At 67.4% G+C, this 16,665-nt stretch carries 14 protein-coding genes; 2 read left to right on the top strand and 12 right to left on the bottom strand.

Going from position 1 to position 16,665, the window contains the following annotated elements:
* Nucleotides 1–52 precede the first annotated feature (52 nt).
* The 5 genes from U5A56_RS21470 to aceK all read right to left on the bottom strand — a co-directional run bounded on the left by U5A56_RS21470 (nucleotide 53) and on the right by aceK (nucleotide 5,468).
* Nucleotides 53–1,312, bottom strand: coding sequence for a dienelactone hydrolase family protein (locus tag U5A56_RS21470; protein WP_044846179.1), 1,260 nt, complete (start codon nucleotides 1,310–1,312; stop codon nucleotides 53–55).
* A gap of 107 nt (nucleotides 1,313–1,419) precedes the next feature.
* Nucleotides 1,420–1,857: a YchJ family protein gene (locus U5A56_RS21465; RefSeq protein ID WP_321819382.1), complete on the bottom strand. Its 438-nt coding sequence runs from the start codon at nucleotides 1,855–1,857 to the stop codon at nucleotides 1,420–1,422.
* 39 nt (nucleotides 1,858–1,896) lie between these two features.
* On the bottom strand, nucleotides 1,897–2,574 hold the full coding sequence (locus U5A56_RS21460; RefSeq protein WP_044846181.1) for an SDR family oxidoreductase: 678 nt from the start codon (nucleotides 2,572–2,574) through the stop codon (nucleotides 1,897–1,899).
* 243 nt (nucleotides 2,575–2,817) lie between these two features.
* Entirely contained in the window at nucleotides 2,818–3,585 is a 768-nt protein-coding gene (gene can, locus U5A56_RS21455) for a carbonate dehydratase (RefSeq protein WP_321800628.1), read from the bottom strand.
* A 62-nt stretch (nucleotides 3,586–3,647) separates the two neighbouring features.
* Nucleotides 3,648–5,468, bottom strand: a complete 1,821-nt coding sequence (aceK, locus tag U5A56_RS21450) for a bifunctional isocitrate dehydrogenase kinase/phosphatase (protein WP_321924433.1) — start codon at nucleotides 5,466–5,468, stop codon at nucleotides 3,648–3,650.
* Nucleotides 5,469–5,799: 331 nt separating this feature from the next.
* Between aceK and U5A56_RS21445 the strand changes: the two genes are divergently transcribed.
* Nucleotides 5,800–6,876 carry an MBL fold metallo-hydrolase gene (locus U5A56_RS21445; protein WP_044846184.1) on the top strand — a complete coding sequence of 359 codons (1,077 nt, stop codon included), beginning with the start codon at nucleotides 5,800–5,802 and terminating at the stop codon, nucleotides 6,874–6,876.
* Between the two features lie 175 nt (nucleotides 6,877–7,051).
* Here U5A56_RS21445 and U5A56_RS21440 read toward each other — a convergent pair whose 3' ends face one another.
* From U5A56_RS21440 to argS, 6 genes are all read right to left on the bottom strand, one after another.
* Complete coding sequence (locus U5A56_RS21440; protein WP_321924431.1) at nucleotides 7,052–8,692, bottom strand: ABC-F family ATP-binding cassette domain-containing protein; 1,641 nt, start codon at nucleotides 8,690–8,692, stop codon at nucleotides 7,052–7,054.
* 192 nt (nucleotides 8,693–8,884) lie between these two features.
* On the bottom strand, nucleotides 8,885–10,480 hold the full coding sequence (locus U5A56_RS21435) for an ABC transporter substrate-binding protein (RefSeq protein ID WP_321924429.1): 1,596 nt from the start codon (nucleotides 10,478–10,480) through the stop codon (nucleotides 8,885–8,887).
* Nucleotides 10,481–10,990: 510 nt separating this feature from the next.
* Nucleotides 10,991–11,764: an SDR family oxidoreductase gene (locus tag U5A56_RS21430; protein ID WP_044846187.1), complete on the bottom strand. Its 774-nt coding sequence runs from the start codon at nucleotides 11,762–11,764 to the stop codon at nucleotides 10,991–10,993.
* A 19-nt stretch (nucleotides 11,765–11,783) separates the two neighbouring features.
* Nucleotides 11,784–12,425, bottom strand: a complete 642-nt coding sequence (locus U5A56_RS21425) for a thiol:disulfide interchange protein DsbA/DsbL (protein ID WP_044846188.1) — start codon at nucleotides 12,423–12,425, stop codon at nucleotides 11,784–11,786.
* 69 nt (nucleotides 12,426–12,494) lie between these two features.
* Nucleotides 12,495–13,394 carry an SPOR domain-containing protein gene (locus U5A56_RS21420; RefSeq protein ID WP_321924427.1) on the bottom strand — a complete coding sequence of 300 codons (900 nt, stop codon included), beginning with the start codon at nucleotides 13,392–13,394 and terminating at the stop codon, nucleotides 12,495–12,497.
* Nucleotides 13,395–13,508: 114 nt separating this feature from the next.
* Nucleotides 13,509–15,290 carry an arginine--tRNA ligase gene (gene argS, locus U5A56_RS21415; RefSeq protein ID WP_321924425.1) on the bottom strand — a complete coding sequence of 594 codons (1,782 nt, stop codon included), beginning with the start codon at nucleotides 15,288–15,290 and terminating at the stop codon, nucleotides 13,509–13,511.
* 200 nt (nucleotides 15,291–15,490) lie between these two features.
* On the opposite strand from argS, the gene U5A56_RS21410 reads away from it, so the two are divergent.
* Complete coding sequence (locus U5A56_RS21410) at nucleotides 15,491–15,814, top strand: DUF1840 domain-containing protein (protein WP_044846191.1); 324 nt, start codon at nucleotides 15,491–15,493, stop codon at nucleotides 15,812–15,814.
* Between the two features lie 283 nt (nucleotides 15,815–16,097).
* Here U5A56_RS21410 and U5A56_RS21405 read toward each other — a convergent pair whose 3' ends face one another.
* Nucleotides 16,098–16,586 carry a hypothetical protein gene (locus U5A56_RS21405; RefSeq protein ID WP_321924423.1) on the bottom strand — a complete coding sequence of 163 codons (489 nt, stop codon included), beginning with the start codon at nucleotides 16,584–16,586 and terminating at the stop codon, nucleotides 16,098–16,100.
* Nucleotides 16,587–16,665 lie beyond the last annotated feature (79 nt).

Raw genomic sequence — 16,665 nt, 5'->3', positions numbered from 1 at the left:
GAAAGAGACGCGGGTAGAACGCGATCCTGACGCGCGTCGCGACCCGCGCGCGTCAGCGCGAAGCCAATGCGCGCGCGTCGGCGTCGCCGTTGTCGGCCGTCTGCGTCGCGTTCGCGTTCCACACGACGCGGTCGTTGACCGCATACAGCTTGCATGCGCCCGCGCCCTGCTTCGAGCAGTTGTCGAGCGCGAGCGCCATCGGATCGTCGCCGCCTTCGGCCCACGACCACGCGCCTTCAGCCGACACCGCGAACGCACGGCTCGGATGCTGGCTCAGGAAACGGCGATAGCCTTCGCGGCCGGCTGCGTCGAGGAACGGGACCGCCTCGACCGCGTCGATCGACGCATAGCCGGTCGCATTCGGCTCGTGCGGGTTCGCGACCGCATAGCGCACCGAGGTCGGCAGGTTCAGTTCCGCGAGGAACGCATGCACGGCCGGCCACCACACGGGCACGCCGTCGCGATCGACGATCAGCCGGTGCGCGTCGTCCTTGTAGCGGCCGAAATCGATGAACTGCGCCTGCGTGCCGTGCGACACGTAGGCGTCGTGCATTTGCGCGACGAGCGCGGGCGTCCACACCGAATCGTTGTCGCCGTACAGCCACAGCGACCGCACGGCCGTATGCGCGCCGTACTGGTCGAACGCGTCGACGAGATTGCGCTGCCAGCCGTCGCAGAGGTCCTGGCGCAGCCCGCCGGAGAAGTTGATGATGCCGCGCACGCCGGGCGCCGCCTCGGTGCCGTATGCGACCGACACGAGGCCGCCGTGCGACGTGCCCGCGACGACGATGCGCGACGCATCGATGTACGACTGACGCGACATGTAGCGGACCGTCGCGTCGACGTCGGCGGCCTGCACGAGGCCGTTCTTGCCGACGTTGCAGCCTTCCTGCTGGTACGCGCCGCCCGAACCGGCGAAGCCCTGGCGGTTCGGCGCGATGACCGCATAGCCGCGGCGCACGAATTCACGCGCGAACGCGAGCGGCCGGCTGCGCGGCTGCTGGTGAAGATCGCCGGTGTTCTTGCCGTGGTTGAAGACGACGAGCGGGAACGGGCCGGGGCCGTTCGGCTTGAACAGCGTGGCCTCGAGCATCACGGCGCCCGAAGCATCGGCCGGAATGCTGACGATTTGTTCGTTGAGGTTCGCGGCGACCTGCGGGAGGCCCGAATCGCCGTAATCGAAGCGCTCGGCGTGGGCGAGCGAGCCGCTGGCCGTGGCCGCGCCCGCAGGGGCGTTCGGCGCCGTACCGGCCTGAGCGGCCGACAGCGCGCAGGCCGCCATCCATCCCACCAATACCTTGCTGAACGCCATTCGTAAGCCCTGCCATGCAACATGACCAATCTGACGGCCATCCTAGCCCGACAAATTCAGGTTGTGCAATGCGGGAATTACCCGGCGTCTGACATGGCAACTATTTGTCAGCGTTCACTTACTTCGCCGTCGACATAGCGCCAGAAACCGTGCTCGTCGCGTGTGAAACGACTCGTCTCGTGGAGCCGGTACGCACGCCCGCCGACCTTGTAGCGGGCCACGAATTCGACCTCCGCGTGCTGTTCGTCGAGCCGGGCATGGCGTTTGACGGCGAGGCCGAGCCAGCGAGGCGCGTCGGGTGCATTCGGGTCCGCATCGAGATCGGCCGGGCAGGTGCGCGCGTCCCAGGTCGCGCGCAGGTAGTCGGTCGCGCCGAGCACGTACGCGCTGTACCGCGAACGCATCAATTCGAGCGCGGTCGACGCGGCTTCGCCGCCGTCGATGAAGCGGCCGCAACAGGCCGCATAGCGTGGCGCCGGGGCTTTGCCGGCAGGGACGGGGGACGCGCCGCCGCACGGGCACGCGTCAGGTCGGTTCAAAATCATGCGATTCGGGAATTAACGACGCCGGGTTGTCATGCCGGCTCACCAACTGAGCTCGACGCCGTCGTACTGAAAGAAACGGCCGTTGGCCTGCGACACGTCCGCGCCGGCTTCCGCGATCACGCGGCGCATGCCGGTCACGCTGGTCTCCGGATCGATCGCGGCCTGCGCGCCGCCCATGTCGGTGCGCACCCAGCCGGGATGGAGCGAGATGCAGGCGGCGTGGCGCGTCTGCAGCGATGCGATGCGCAGCACGTCGTTCAGCGCGGCCTTGCTCGCGCGGTACAGCCAGCCGGTCGTGCCGGTCGCCTCGGCGATGCTGCCCATCCGGCTCGAAACCACCGCCAGCACGCCGCGTGCGTCCTCGACGAGCGGCAGCAGGATCGGCAGCAGTTGCATCGGCCCGCGCACGTTCGTATGCATCACCGTGTCGAAATCCTCGGCGCCGATCGTTTCGACCCCTTCGGTGCGCGGCCCGTACACGCCTGACACGAGCACCGCCGCGTCGAGCCGTTCGCCGTCGAGCTTCCAGCCGAGCGCCGCGATCTGTTCGGGCTGCGCGATGTCGAGCGCATGCGCGTGCGCGCCGCGTTCGCGCAGCGCGGCGAGCGATGCGTCGTCGCGCGCGGTCGCGATCACGTTCCAGCCGTCGCGCCGGTATTGCCGGACGAATTCGCGTCCGAGGCCGCGCGATGCGCCGACGATCAGTACGGTTTTCATGTTCGCCGCTCCTTTGCATTGCACCGCCGTCGCGGCAGTGTCGGTGTCAGATCAGTTCGACGGCCGTCGCGGCCGCATGACCGCCGTTGCGCCGGCTGGCGTGTGCGCACGGCGTACCCGTCGGGCGACGGGATGCAGGGGGCGCGGCCCCGCCATCATGATGCGCCTTCAGCCGGATGGCGCGCGGCGGGGCGCTGGCGTGCCGCGCCCGCGTGGCCGCGCGCGTCGGCTACTTCGAGTCGGTTACTTCGCGTCGTCGCACGGCTTCAGCGTGTCGGCGACCGCCTGCGCGACGTCGTCGAGCCGCGCGGCGTCCGCCGCGACCATGTCGTTGTCGGGCGCGTGCTGGCCGCGCGCGGTCAGCGCCGCGACGCAGCGCTTGTAGGTTGCATCCAGCGCGTCGAAGCTCGACACGGCCATCCCGAGGTTGCGCATCCGCCCGTCGTGCACGCCGTACACGAGCCCGTGCACGGTGAGCGACTGGCCGCGCGCCCATGCGTCGTTGACGATCGTCGTGCGGCATACGTTGACGACCTGCTCGATCGAGTTCAGCTCGATCAGGCGGCGATAGCGCGCTTCGCCGACCGGCCATTCGTCGAGCAGTGCGGCGTGGCGTTCGCGCACGTCCTGCACGTGATGCAGCCAGTTGTCCGCGAGGCCGACACGGCGGTTGTGCAGCGCCGCGTTCACGCCCGAGCAGCCGTAGTGGCCGACGACCATGATGTGCTTCACGCGCAGGATGTCGACCGCGAACTGGATCACCGACAGGCAGTTCAGGTCGCTGTGCACGACGACGTTCGCGATGTTACGGTGCACGAACACTTCGCCCGGCGGCAGGCCGATGATCTGGTTCGCGGGCACGCGCGAATCCGAGCAGCCGATCCACAGATATTCCGGCGCCTGCTGGTCGGCGAGACGCGCGAAGAAATCGGGATCGTCGGCGAGCTGGCGCTTGACCCAGGCGTCGTTGTTGTCGAACAGGTGTGAAAGCGGATTGTCTTGGGTATTCATCGGTGTGGATTCCGTTGGCGGAAGTCAGGTCGATAACGGGTTTGGTTCGATCGGACGGTGCGTCAGGCGGCGCGCTGTGCGTCGCTTGCGGCGTCGCCGGCGTCCGGCGTCGCGTCGAAGCGCTCGGGGTAGCGCACGCTGAAGCGCAGCGACACGTCGTACGGGTAAAAATCGGGCAACTCGCCCTGCAGCAGCTTGTCCTTGCTGGCCTGCCACAGCGCGGGTTCGAAAAAGTCCGCGTGATGCTTCATGAAGACCGTCCGCACGCGCGGGTCGCCGAGCAGGAACGGTCCGTAGGTTTCCGGAAAGATGTCGTGCGGGCCGACGGTATACCACGGTTCGCCGGACAGCTCGTCTTCCTCGTTGCGCGGCGGCGGCACGCGCCGCACGTTGCAGTCGGTCAGGTACTCGATCTCGTCGTAGTCGTAGAACACGACGCGGCCGTGGCGCGTGACGCCGAAGTTCTTGTAAAGCATGTCGCCGGGGAAGATGTTGGCCTTCATCAACTCCTTCACCGCGTTGCCGTACTCCTTCACGCCGTGCTCGACGTCCGCGTCGGTGCCGTTCTGCAGGTACAGGTTGAGCGGCGTCATCCGGCGCTCGATGTACAGGTGCTTGATCACGAGGTTGTCGTCCTCGTATTCGAGCAGCGACGGCACTTCCTTTTCCAGCTCGCGCACGAGCGCATGGTCGAGCCGCGACAGCGGCAGCGCGACGCTCGAATACTCGAGCGTATCGGCCATTCGCCCGAGACGGTCGTGGCGCTTCACGAGCTGGTACTTCTCCATGATCTGCGCGCGCGTCGTTTCCTTCGGCGGCGGGAACTGATCCTTGATGATCTTGAACACGTACGGGAACGACGGCAGCGTGAACACGAGCATCACGAGGCCCTTGATCCCGGGCGCGATGATGAAGCGGTCGCTCGAATGCGACAGGTGGTGCAGCAGGTCGCGGTAGAACAGGTTCTTGCCCTGCTTCTGCAGGCCGACCGACGTGTAGATCTCGGCCTTCGGCTTGCCCGGCATGATCGTGCAGAGAAAATCCACGTACGCGGACGGCACGCCCATGTCGACGAGGAAATACGAGTGCGAGAAGCTGAAGATGATCTGCAGCAGGTCGCGGCGCAGCAGCACGGTGTCGAGCGCGAGCAGGCCCGGGCGCACGTGGCGGATCGGCACCGCGAACGGCAGCACGCGATCGGCGTTGATGATGCGGCCGACGATGTACGCGCTCTTGTTGCGGAAGAACAGCGACGACAGCACGTGGATCTGGAAATTCGGCGCGGCGTCGAACTGGCCGAATTCGTCGCTGATCGCCTGCATCACGCAGCCGATGTCGCGCGTGAGATCCTCGAACGGCGGCTCGAGCTGGAAGTTCGTGACGATGCGCTCGAGCGTGGCCGCGAGCCCGTCGGTGCCCGGGTAGTACGCGCGATAGGTCGGCTTTGCGGCCGGCTCGTCGTTCTCGAGGTATTCGGTCGAGATCGCGGGTCGCACGAAGATGAAATCGTTGCTGAAATACGAGCGGTGCAGGATCTTGCAGCACACCGAATTGAAGAACGTTTCCGCGCACTCGGGCTGGCGGTGCGACGTGAGCAGGCCGATGTAGTGCAGCTTGATCTGCTGCCACACCTCGTCGTCGATGTTCTCCGCGTCGTATTCGTCCTCCAGCAGCTCGACGCACTCCTGGACGCGATCGTCGTACGACGTGATCCGCTCGCGCGCGAGCCGCTGCAGGCCGTGCCAGTCGGCGCGCTCGAATAGCGTCTTCGCCTCGACGGCGGCTTCCCGGAAGATCCGGTAGTGGCGGTCGAAGTATTCGAGCATCGTCTGCGCGACGTCGAAGCCGATTTGCGACGACAGCAGTTTGGGGAAGTGATTCATCGCGTGCAGGCTCGTTGAAGAGGGGCTGTAAGCACTCGCCATTTTAGCGCCCAAGTCGGCGTTTCAATGACTTTCGGGGTCCGGCGCCCAAGCGCCGTCAATGGGCGGGTTGCTCGCCGTTGCACGCTGTTCGGTGCATCTTCGCGTAAAGATACGGGTACTGAACCGATTCTGGCACGAACTTTTTTTGACCGTCCGGCGCGCGCCGGCACGCGTTTCACGCGACGGCGATAGAATCGACGCGATGCCCGCCGCGGCATGCCGCGCGCACCTGCACTTGCATTCGCGCCCGCACCCGCATTCGCACCGATAACGACGAGACACCCCACCGATGAACGCACTGGAACACCAACTCGACTATCCCTTCGCCGACACGCTGCCCGCCGCGGGCGACACGTTCGAGGTCGCGCCCGGCGTGCGCTGGCTGCGCATGCCGCTGCCGTTTTCGCTCGATCACATCAATCTCTGGCTGCTGCGCGACGAGATCGACGGACAGGCCGGCTGGACGATCGTCGACTGCGGGATCTCGTCGGATGCGATCCGTACGCACTGGGAACAGATCTTCGACACGCATCTCGACGGGCTGCCGGTGCTGCGCGTGCTCGTCACGCATTGCCATCCCGATCACTTCGGCCTCGCGAACTGGATCTGCGAAGGCGGCGACCGGCGCCGCTGGAACGTGCGGCTGTGGATGACGCTCGGCGAATACATGTTCGGCTGCCTGATGGCGGCCGGCAACGGCTCGAATGCCGGCGGCGCGGCCGCCGCCGATCACTTCGCGCGTCACGGGCTGACCGATCCGGCCGCGCTCGACAAGCTGCGCAACCGTCGCAGCTATTACTCGGACCTCGTGCCGGCCGTGCCGCCGCGCTACCGGCGCCTGCGCGAAGGCGACCCGGTGACGATCGGCGCGCGCACGTGGCGCGTCGTCACCGGCTACGGCCATTCGCCTGAACATTGCGCGCTCTACAGCGAAGCGGACGGCGTGCTGATCTCCGGCGACATGGTGCTGCCGCGCATCTCGACCAACGTGTCCGTGTTCGATCTCGAACCGGAAGCGAACCCGCTCGCGCTGTACCTCGAATCGCTCGGCCGCTACGAGACGATGGCGCCCGACACGCTCGTGCTGCCGTCGCACGGCAAGCCGTTCCGCGGCGTGCGCACCCGCATCGCGCAACTGCGCGCGCACCACGACGCGCGGCTCGACGAAGTGCGCGTCGCCTGCGCGGAGAAGCCGGCGAGCGCCGCCGACATCGTGCCGATCATGTTCCGCCGCCGCGAGCTCGACATCCATCAGATGACGTTCGCGCTCGGCGAGGCGCTCGCGCACCTGAACCTGCTGTGGCTCGCGGGCGAGCTCGTGCGCGAGCAGGGCGACGACGGCGTGATTCGCTTCGCGCGGGCCTGAGCGCTGCCGGCCCGACGTTCCCTCGTTTTCAGCGTTCAACCCGGTCCGTGCCGTTCCAACAACGCGATATCCGTCGTCCCAACCGGCAAAGGCCTGCTCGAATCGGAGCGGCTCGTCAGGCAGCGGTTCGTCGAATCGGACATCACGCGAAACGACGAACGACCGTGAGCGTCAATCACGCGACGGGTTCGTAACGCCACCCGTCGCGCTGCCATTGCATCGTGTGCGTCGGCGCGAGCGCCGCGAGAAACGCGGCGTCGTGCGACGCGACCACGATCGCACCGGGGAAGCCCGCCAGCGCGGCTTCGATCGCGCGTACCGATTCGAGATCGAGGTGATTGGTCGGCTCGTCGAGCAGCAGCAGCTGCGCGGGTGTGCCGCGCCACAATGCGCACGCGAGCGCGGCTTTCAACCGCTCGCCGCCGCTCAGACGCTGCACCGGCTGCGTCGCGCGCGCGGCATCGAGCTGCAACAGCGTGAGCCGGCTGCGCAGGTCGCCTTCGGCGAGCGGCGTAGCGAGGCTGCCCAACTGCTCGACGATCGAGCGCTCGGGATCGAGCAGCGCGAGCCGCTGGTCGAGATACGCGGCGCTCACGTGCGTCGCGCAGGTGCCCGCGCGCGGCGCGAGTTCGCCGGCGAGCATGCGCAGCAGCGTCGATTTTCCGCAGCCGTTCGGGCCCGTCAGCGCGATGCGCACCGGGCCGCTGGCCGACCACGTGATCGCAGCCGCGCGCCCGGCGGTGCGCCACGGCAGTCGGGCGCGCTCGAGCGTGAACAGCTGGCGGCGCGCGCTGACCTCGGTGCCCGGCAGCGACACGAGCACCGGCGCGTCGGCTTCGACGCGCGCGGCTGCGTCCTGCACGCGTTCGTCGAGCGTCGCCTTGAACGCGCTCTGGTCGCGGCGCACCTGCCCCATGATGTTGCGCGCGGCGCCCTTGCGCCGCTGCTTCGCGCCCGACGACAGGTTGGCCGTCTTCGCATCGCGCAGCGAGCCGGCCGCGTGGCGCTGGATCGTGTCGTGTTCCTGTTCGAGCCGGCGCCTGGCGCGCCCGCGCTCGGTGCGCGCATGCTCGAGCGCGGCCTGCGCGGCATCCTGTTCCGCGTCGCGTTGCGCGCGATACAGCGCATAGTTGCCGCCGTAGGTACGCACGCCGTGCGGCGTCAGCTCGACGATGCGCTGCACGTGCGCGAGCAGCGCGCGGTCATGGCTGACGATCACGATGCCGCCGCGCCAGCCGTCGAGCGCCGTGCGCAGCCACGCGCGGCCCGGCGCGTCGAGGTGGTTGGTCGGTTCGTCGAGCACCAGCAGCCAGGCCTCCGACAGCAACGCGCCGATCAGCGCGACGCGCGCCATCTGGCCGCCGCTCAACGCACGTGCCGGTGTATCGGCGCGCACGTCGTGCAGGCCGGCTGCGTCGAGCGCCGCGCGCAGCCGCTCGGCGAGGTCCCAGCGATCGCCGATCAGGTCGAAGTCGTGTGCGCTCGCGCGGCCGTCCGCGAGGCGCGCGAGGGCCGCGAGCGGCGCATCGAGCGCGGCGATTTCCGCGACGGTCCGCGTGGCGTCCGGCGCGTCGTCGTGCTGCTGCGCGACGTAGGCGACCGACGTCTGCCGGTCGATCGCGCCCGCGCTCGGCGTGCGCCGGCCGGCGATCAGTTGCGCGAGCAGGCTCTTGCCGGCGCCGTTGCGGCCGACGATGCCCGTCGGCGTGCGGTCGATGGAAAGGTCGAGCGAATCGAACAGCGTGACGCCGTCGTCGAAGCGGAAGGAAACGTGATGAAGCGCGACGAGCGCGCCGGTCGGCGTGGCAGCAGCCATAAGCACCTCCGAAAATGCGTGAAACCCTTCGCGCGCGGCGTGCGAGGCACGGCGGCGAAAACATTTTTGGGAAGGCTTAGTTGTTCACTTCGGCTGGCGTCCGGTATGAGGAATGAGCGCGCAGTGTAGCAAGCGCGGCGCGCGGGCCGCAAGCGACGGGCCGGGGCGCCGTCGCTTGCGCGCCACGCGCGGTTACTGCACGGCGACTGCCGCGAAGTTCTGCCGGCCGAACGGGCTGACGTGATAGCCGCTCACGTTCGCACGCGTGAGCGCGGCCGCGGTCGGGTAGCCGAGCGGAATCCACAGCGCCTCGTCATGGATGATCTTCTGCGCCGATTCGTACAGCTTCGCGCGCTTGCCCTGGTCGGCGGTCGACTTGCCGTCGGCGATCAGCTTGTCGAGCTGCGCGTCGCAGAAGCGCGCGAAGTTGATGCCCGACTTCACCGCGTTGCAGCTGAACAGCGGCGACAGGTAGTTGTCCGGATCGCCGTTGTCGCCGGCCCAGCCCATGAACAGCATGTCATGCTGGCCGAGCTTCGCCTGCTTGATCAGCTCGCCCCACTCGATCACCTTCACCTCGGCCTTCACGCCGATCTTCGCGAGGTCGGCCTGCAGCAGTTCCGCGCCGGCCTTCGGGTTCGGGTTCAGCACGCTGCCGGTCGGGCGCGTCCAGATCGTCGTCGAGAAGCCGTTCGGGAATCCGGCCGACGCGAGCAGCTGCTTCGCCTTCGCGGGATCGTACGCATACGGCGCGACGTCCTTCGCGTAGCTCCATGTGTTCGGCGGATACGGGTTGTTCGCGGCCGTCGCCGTGTTGTCGAACACCACCTTCAGGTAGGTCGCGCGATCGAACGCGAGGTTCAGCGCCTCGCGCACCTTGTCGTTGTCGAGCGGCTTCTTCTGCGTGTTCAGCGCGACGAACGCGGTCATGAACGCGGGCGTCTGCACGACCTTCAGCGCGCCTTCGCCCTTCGCGGCGAGCACGTCCTGCGGTTTCGGCGACAGCGCGATCTGGCATTCGCCGGCCTTCACCTTCTGCATGCGCACCGACGGGTCGGGCGTGATCGCGTAGATCAGCCGGTCGACCTTCGGCTTCGCGCCCCAGTAGGCCGGGTTCACGTCGTAGCGGATCAGCGCGTCCTTCGTGTAGCTCTTCAGCACGAACGGGCCGGTGCCGATCGGCTTCGCGTTCAGGTCGGCCTGCTTGCCGGCCTTCAGCAGCTGGTCCGCGTATTCGGCCGAGTAGATCGACGCGAAGCCCATCGTCAGGATCGGCACGAACGTCGCGTTCGGCTCGTTCAGCACGAACTTCACCGTGTTGTCGTCGACCTTCGTGACCGACTTCACGAGTTTCACGAGACCCATCGACTGCGCGTGCGGGAAGCCGCTCGCGCCGGCCACCTTGTGCCACGGGTTCGCATCGTCGAGCATCCGCGAGAACGTGAACACGACGTCGTCCGCGTTCAGCGGGCGGCCCGGCTTGAAGTAGTCGGTGGTCTGGAACGCGACGTTCGGGCGCAGATGGAACGTGTACGTGAGGCCGTCGGCGCTCGCTTCCCATTTGTCGGCGAGCGCGGGCACGACCTTCTTCGCGGCTTCGTCGTACGACACGAGCGTGTTGAAGATCACGTCGGCCGATGCGTTGGTCGTGACGAGCGAGTTGTACTGCACGACGTCGAAGCCGTCCGGGCTCGATTCCGTGCAGACGGTGAGCGGCTTGGCGGCGGCGAGGCCGGGGGTGGCGAGGGCGGCGGCGACGGCGGCCGCGGCGAACAGCTTGACGTGCATAGGTTCTCCCACGTTGCTTGTGATTTTTGCTGGGTGTCGGAATGCGGGCGTGGCCCGGTAACAGGCGGGGCCGGCGCGGCTGGCGGATAGCATACCGTCAAAGCGCGCGGTGCGTGAAAAAAGGCGCCGGAACGCAGCGAATTGAGCGAGAAACGGCTGCGTTCGCGACGGAATGCGTGCTGGGGAGGCGCAGCGGCGGGGGGGAGACAGGCGCGACGGCGAACGACCGGCGGCCGAGATGGGGGGCGGGGAGAGCGCAGGCCAAAGCGGATCGGCGAGGATCGGTGCCGATCGACGCGAATCGGCTGGATCACCGAATCGCCGAATCGCCGAATCGCCGAATCGCCGAATCGCCGAATCACCGAATCACCGAATCACCGAATCACCAGAATCGGCAGAATCGGCAGAATCGGCAGAATCGGCAGAATCGGCAGAATCGGCAGAATCGCCGCGCCGGCTGCGGCGAGTCGTGTGGAAGGAGGAGCGGTGCGTGCGACGTTGGCGCCGCACTCAATGCGCGCCGGCCTTCGGCTTGCGTGGTGCCTTCTCGAACAGGCGGTCGTAGAGCCAGCGCGGCAGCACGTGCAGCACCTTCGCGACGACGCCCATCTGCCACGGAATCACGCGGAACGCGTGCTGCCGCGCGATCGCGCGCGCGGCGCGGGCCGCGAAGCGGTCGGCGTCCATCAGGAACGGCATCCGGTACGGGTTGTGCGCGGTCATCGGCGTGCGGATGTAGCCGGGCGCGATCGTCACGACGCCGACCCCGGCCGGGCGCAGTTCGACGCGCAGCGCCTCGAGATACTTGATCGCGGCCGATTTGGACGCGCTGTACGCGCCGGAGCCGGGCAGGCCGCGCACGCCGGCGACGCTCGCGACGCCGACCAGCGTGCCGTGGCGCGCGGCCGTCATCGGGCCGACGAACGGCTCGAAGGTCGCGACCATCCCGTAGTAGTTGATGTCCATCACGTTGCGGAACGTGGCGAGATCGCCCTGGCCCGTGACGGCGCCCTGGCTGATGCCCGCGTTCGCGATCACGACGTCGGGGCAGCCGTGCGCGGCGATGAACGACGCGGCGGCCGTCGCGAGCGCGTCGGCGTCGCGCACGTCGGCGGAATAGACGGAGACGGACAGCTTGGGAAAGCGTCGCGCGAACGCATCGAGGGCATCGGTGCGGCGCGCGACGAGGGCGAGCGTGGCGCCCTGGCGGGCGTATTCCTCGGCCATCGCGAGGCCGAGCCCGCTCGACGCGCCGGTGATGAAGACCTTCAGCGGAGTAGTCATGCCGGCGCGCGGGCGGGGATCAGAGCTTCTTGTCCTGAACCTGCTTCACGAGGTAGTCGAGCACCTGCGCGGTACCCGGGATGCTGTTCGTGTAAGCCGGGCCCGTCTTGTACTTGCCCTGGACCACGATCGTCGGCACGCCGTCGATCGCGTAGTTCTTCAGCAGCTCGGCCGACTGCTTCACCTGGCCCTGCACGCTGAACGAGTTGTACGCGTCCATGAACTGCTTCTTGTCGACGCCCTGCGTCGCCAGGAAGTCGGCCTGCGCCTGCGGCGTCAGCAGGTAGTTCTTCTGCTTGTGGATCGCGTTGAAGATCGCCGGCGTGACCTTCTCCGAGATGCCGAGCGCCGACACCGCGTAGAACAGCTTCGAGTGCGGGAGGAAATCGTCGCGGAAGGCGACCGGCACGCGCTTGAAGTCGATGTTGTTGCCCTGCTTCTTCACCCAGGCCTCGACCGTCGGCTCGAATTCGTAGCAGTGCGGGCAGCCGTACCAGAAGAACTCGATGACTTCGACCTTGCCGGCCGGCGCGGACACGGGCTGCGGCGACTTCATCACCTCGAAGTCCTTGCCGGACACCGGTGCCGCGGGCGAAGCCTGGGCGAAGCCGGCTGCGGCCAGGCCGAGGGACAGAAGGAGCGTGCTAAGCAGTTTTTTCATGTTGTGGACGTCGAATCAGTTGCTCGGGTTACGAAACGTAACGGGTTCTGCGTGGGCGCGGCCGGTTGCTTACTGCTTCGTGAAACGGATCACCGCCGTGTCGACACCTGCATCGGACAGGCGCTGGCGGGCCGAGTTCATATCCTCGAATTTCGAGAACGGGCCGACGCGCACGCGGAAATAGGTCACGCCGCTGACATCGCGCTTCGACACCTTCGACTCGAAGCCCTGGAAGCCCAGGCGCGCGCGCTGCTGCTCGGCGTCGCCTTCCGTCTTGTACGCGCCGACCTGCAGGAAATAGCCGGTGTTCGCGTCGCTTGCGGTCGGCGGCTTCGCTGCCGCGGCGGACGTCGCGGACGGCGCCGGCTTCGGCGTGTTCGCGGCCAGTTGCTGTTGCTGCTGTTTCTGCGCGGCAGCCTGCTGCGCCTGCTTCTGCGCGGCGAAGCGCGCGAGGTCGTCCTCGCCGCCTTGCTGCTGTTGCTGCGCCTGTTGCGTCTTCTTCGGCGGCGGCGGGTTGTCGGCCGGCTTCGGCGCGACGGCGACGCCGTTGCCCGACGACGCGTTGTTCGATGCGGTGGTGTTGCCCGAGCCGCTGGCGTTGCCGGAGCCGTTCGTGTTGCCCGACGGCGGCACTTCGACGATCTGCGGTTCGGGCAGCAGGCCGCCCTGGGTCTGGTTCGCGGCCTGGCCCGGCGCGGTGTTGGGCGGCGCGGATTGCGCGGCCTGCGGCACCGGCTGGCCGGGCGTCTTGCCCTGCAGCGCGCGGTTCGGGTCGAACTGCTGCGGCTGGCTCGCGGCGTTGTCGGCCGGCGGCGGCGCGACCTTCGACACGAACGGCGACGGCGACCGCGTGATGTAGAGCGCCACCACCACCGCGATCGCGAGGCCGACGATCAGGCCCAGCACGATTCCAAGAAATGTCCCTCCGGCTTGTTTCGATTGCTTCGAAGTTCGGCGTGGTTGTGCCATTGCTTGAGTCACCTGCAAAAAGAATCGTGAAAAGGCTGCGACGGGCATTCGGCGGCGGGTGCTCCCGTCGCAGGCGCGCCTGCCGCAGCCATTCGCTGCCCGGTCCGGGCCGCCTTACATCTTGGCGGGCGCGGACACGCCGAGCACCGCCAGGCCGTTCTCGAGCACTTGCCGGGTCGCGGCGAGGAGCGCGGCGCGCGCGTTGCGCGGCGCTTCGTCGTCGACCAGCACGCGCTCCGCATTGTAGAACGAGTGGAATTCACCAGCGAGATCGCGCAGGTAGAACGCGACCGCGTGCGGCGCCAGTTCGTTCGCCGCGTGCGTGAGCATGTCCGGATACTCGGCGAGCTTCTGCATCAGCGACACGGCCTGCGGGCTCGTGAGCTGCGACAGGTCGGCACCCGGCAGCTGCGCCGCGTCGACGTTGTAGCGCGACTTCAGTTCGTTGAGCACCGAGCAGATCCGCGCATGCGCGTACTGGACGTAATAGACCGGGTTCTCGTCGTTCTGTTTCAGCGCGAGGTCGATGTCGAACACGAATTCGGTGTCGGCCTTGCGGGAGATCAGGAAGAAACGGACCGCGTCGCGGCCGCGCGTGATGGTCGCCTCGTCGATCAGGTCGGGGGCTGCTTCCTGGCCCGGCGTCGCGCCGCCCGACCATTCGATCAGGTCGCGCACCGTCACGTAGCTGCCCGCGCGCTTCGACAGCTTCACTTCCTGGCCGTCGCGCATCACGGTGACCATCTTGTGCAGCACGTAGTCGGGATAGCCCTTCGGGATACCGATGTGCAGGCCCTGCAAGCCCGCGCGCACGCGCGCGATCGTGCCGTGGTGGTCCGAACCCTGGATGTTGATCACCTTCGAGAAGCCGCGCTCCCACTTCGTCACGTGGTACGCGACGTCCGGCACGAAGTACGTATACGTGCCGTCGGTCTTGCGCATCACGCGATCCTTGTCGTCGCCCTCGTCGGTCGTGCGCAGCCACAGCGCGCCGTCATGCTCGTAGGTCATGCCGGCCTTGATCAGCGCGTCGACCGTCTTCTCGACCCGGCCTTCGCTGTACAGCGACGACTCGAGGTAGTACTGGTCGAATTTCACGCCGAACGCCTGCAGGTCCATGTCCTGCTCGTGACGCAGGTACGCGACCGCGAACTTGCGGATCGCGTCGAGATCGTCGATGTCGCCCGCGCCGGTGACCGGCTCGCCGTCCTTCGCGGCAACCGTCTCGCGGTTCAGGTAGTCGCGTGCGATGTCGGCGATGTATTCGCCGTTGTACGCGGCTTCCGGCCAGCCCGCGTCGCCCGGCTTCAGGCCGCGCGCGCGCGCCTGCGTCGAGATCGCGAGGTTGCCGATCTGCACGCCGGCGTCGTTGTAGTAGAACTCGCGGTGCACCGCGTAGCCCTGGCTCGCGATCACGTTCGCGAGCACGTCGCCGAGCGCCGCCTGACGGCCGTGGCCGACGTGCAGCGGGCCGGTCGGGTTGGCCGACACGAATTCGAGCAGCACCTGCTTGCCCTTTTCGCGATCGGACGTGCCGAACGCGCGGCCCTGGTCGAACACGGCGGCGATCACCGCCTGCTTCGCGGCGGCCGTCAGGCGCAGGTTGATGAAGCCGGGGCCGGCGATTTCGGCCGCGTCGACGAGCCCTTGCGCGGCCGGCTGGGCCGTCAGCGCGGCGACGATCTGCTCGGCGAGCTGGCGCGGGTTCGTGCCGAGCGGCTTGGCGAGCTGCATCGCGACGTTGCACGCGACGTCGCCGTGCGCGGCGACCTTCGGGCGCTCGAGCGTGATGGCCGGGGCGACGAACGCTGCGTCGGCGCCTTTCAGCGCGTGTGCGACCTGCGTGACGCTATCCGCGAGCAGGGCTTCGAGGGTCTGTTTGTGAGCTGGCAGCATGCTGGTAGAAGGCTTCGTTGGTGGCGGCCGGAAACGCCGGCCGGCCGGCGCGCTTTTTAAGCGCGCGTTTCAGGGATCGCAGAATTTTAACAGGTGCTAATATGCCGCTCAGGCGCCCCGCGTCCGCGAGGCCGGACGCCGGCCTGCCGGCGTCCCCCAACCGCGCCGCGCAGGCACAACAAGATGAAAAGGGAATAGTCATGATTACGTTCAAGAGCAAGGCGGCACAGGATCTCGACGTGCTGAAGGATTTCGCCGTATACGTGCTGGGCCTCGTCGGCAAGCAATTGGGCGAACGCGGTGTCATTACGCACGACGAACTGGACCACGCGATCGCGAAGCTGGAAGGCGCGGTCGCGCAGGCGAAGCAGGAGCGTGCCGAGCACGCCGGCCATTTCCACGAGGACGAAGACGACCACGCGCACCACGAAGTGCCGCCGAGCCTGGCGCAGCGCGTCGCACCGTTCCTGACGATGCTGCGCGAAGCGAAGGCCGGTCAGGCCGACGTGCATTGGGGGTTCTGAACTCCGTAGTCCGGCCGACGCGGATCGCGAGGTCGGCAAGGCAACAACGAGCCTGCTCGATGCAGGCTTTTCTTTTGTCTGATGAAATCCGGGCCGGGCGGCTGGCCGCTCACCTTGACCGGCAAGGGAAATTCCTTATAATTCAACGCAAGACTATGTGAAAGCGGGTGCGAAAACATAGTGCCGCCCGGGCAACCGGGTCCCACCTGGAGTGGGTATTTCGTCGATGGACGAAAAGAGAATCCCGCATGCGACGGCTGCCGAAAGGCGGCCGTTGGTTTTTCTACGCACGAATCTTCCGGCCTTCCAGGCTCGCGCGCAGCAAGGTGCGCAACGCCACCTTCCGGGCGTCCCGCTGGCGTTTCGTCAGGTCGCCCTCCAGCAGATAGGCGGATTGGACCCGCAAGACAAGCCTGCGCTTTCTCGTCCGATCCTTCGACACCTCGAAAAACACCGCGTACACGCGCTGCGTGCCGTCCGACAACACCGTTTCCACCGTGACGAAATTGGGTTGCCGTTCGTCCGCGACGACGATCCGGCGTGCCGGCAGCCCGACGATCACGTCGCGCAACAGTCGTCGCGACGCGTGATACCGGTCGGCGCACAGCACACGTGTCTCGCGGCCGTCGTCGTAGATTTCGTCATCCGGGATCGCGTCGCGATCACGCTGGTCCCATTTGAAGCTGCGCGTAAAGCAGTGGCACGAGAACAGCACCAGGACCGTCACGTCGAATCCGGTTTCCAGATCGCAGATGAACGTCAGCGGGCGCAAATGGCTCAGATCCCAGCGCTCGCCGCGGTAGATCGTCGGCGGGAACGAGCTCGCGCTTCAGCTGGCGTTTCGGTGATCC

The sequence above is a fragment of the Burkholderia sp. BCC1998 genome (assembly GCF_905339875.1).
Lineage (GTDB): Bacteria > Pseudomonadota > Gammaproteobacteria > Burkholderiales > Burkholderiaceae > Burkholderia.
This window is presented reverse-complemented; position numbering and strand designations above follow the sequence as displayed.

Excerpts from the sequence above, each read along its gene's own strand:
- U5A56_RS21460 (WP_044846181.1), bottom strand. The coding sequence starts at position 2,574 with ATGAAAACCGTACTGATCGTCGGCGCATCGCGCGGCCTCGGACGCGAA.
- U5A56_RS21425 (WP_044846188.1), bottom strand. The coding sequence starts at position 12,425 with ATGAAAAAACTGCTTAGCACGCTCCTTCTGTCCCTCGGCCTGGCCGCA.
- aceK (WP_321924433.1), bottom strand. The coding sequence starts at position 5,468 with ATGAATCACTTCCCCAAACTGCTGTCGTCGCAAATCGGCTTCGACGTC.
- U5A56_RS21440 (WP_321924431.1), bottom strand. The coding sequence starts at position 8,692 with ATGGCTGCTGCCACGCCGACCGGCGCGCTCGTCGCGCTTCATCACGTT.
- can (WP_321800628.1), bottom strand. The coding sequence starts at position 3,585 with ATGAATACCCAAGACAATCCGCTTTCACACCTGTTCGACAACAACGAC.
- U5A56_RS21465 (WP_321819382.1), bottom strand. The coding sequence starts at position 1,857 with ATGATTTTGAACCGACCTGACGCGTGCCCGTGCGGCGGCGCGTCCCCC.
- U5A56_RS21420 (WP_321924427.1), bottom strand. The coding sequence starts at position 13,394 with ATGGCACAACCACGCCGAACTTCGAAGCAATCGAAACAAGCCGGAGGG.
- U5A56_RS21430 (WP_044846187.1), bottom strand. The coding sequence starts at position 11,764 with ATGACTACTCCGCTGAAGGTCTTCATCACCGGCGCGTCGAGCGGGCTC.
- argS (WP_321924425.1), bottom strand. The coding sequence starts at position 15,290 with ATGCTGCCAGCTCACAAACAGACCCTCGAAGCCCTGCTCGCGGATAGC.
- U5A56_RS21470 (WP_044846179.1), bottom strand. The coding sequence starts at position 1,312 with ATGGCGTTCAGCAAGGTATTGGTGGGATGGATGGCGGCCTGCGCGCTG.
- U5A56_RS21445 (WP_044846184.1), top strand. The coding sequence starts at position 5,800 with ATGAACGCACTGGAACACCAACTCGACTATCCCTTCGCCGACACGCTG.
- U5A56_RS21435 (WP_321924429.1), bottom strand. The coding sequence starts at position 10,480 with ATGCACGTCAAGCTGTTCGCCGCGGCCGCCGTCGCCGCCGCCCTCGCC.
- U5A56_RS21410 (WP_044846191.1), top strand. The coding sequence starts at position 15,491 with ATGATTACGTTCAAGAGCAAGGCGGCACAGGATCTCGACGTGCTGAAG.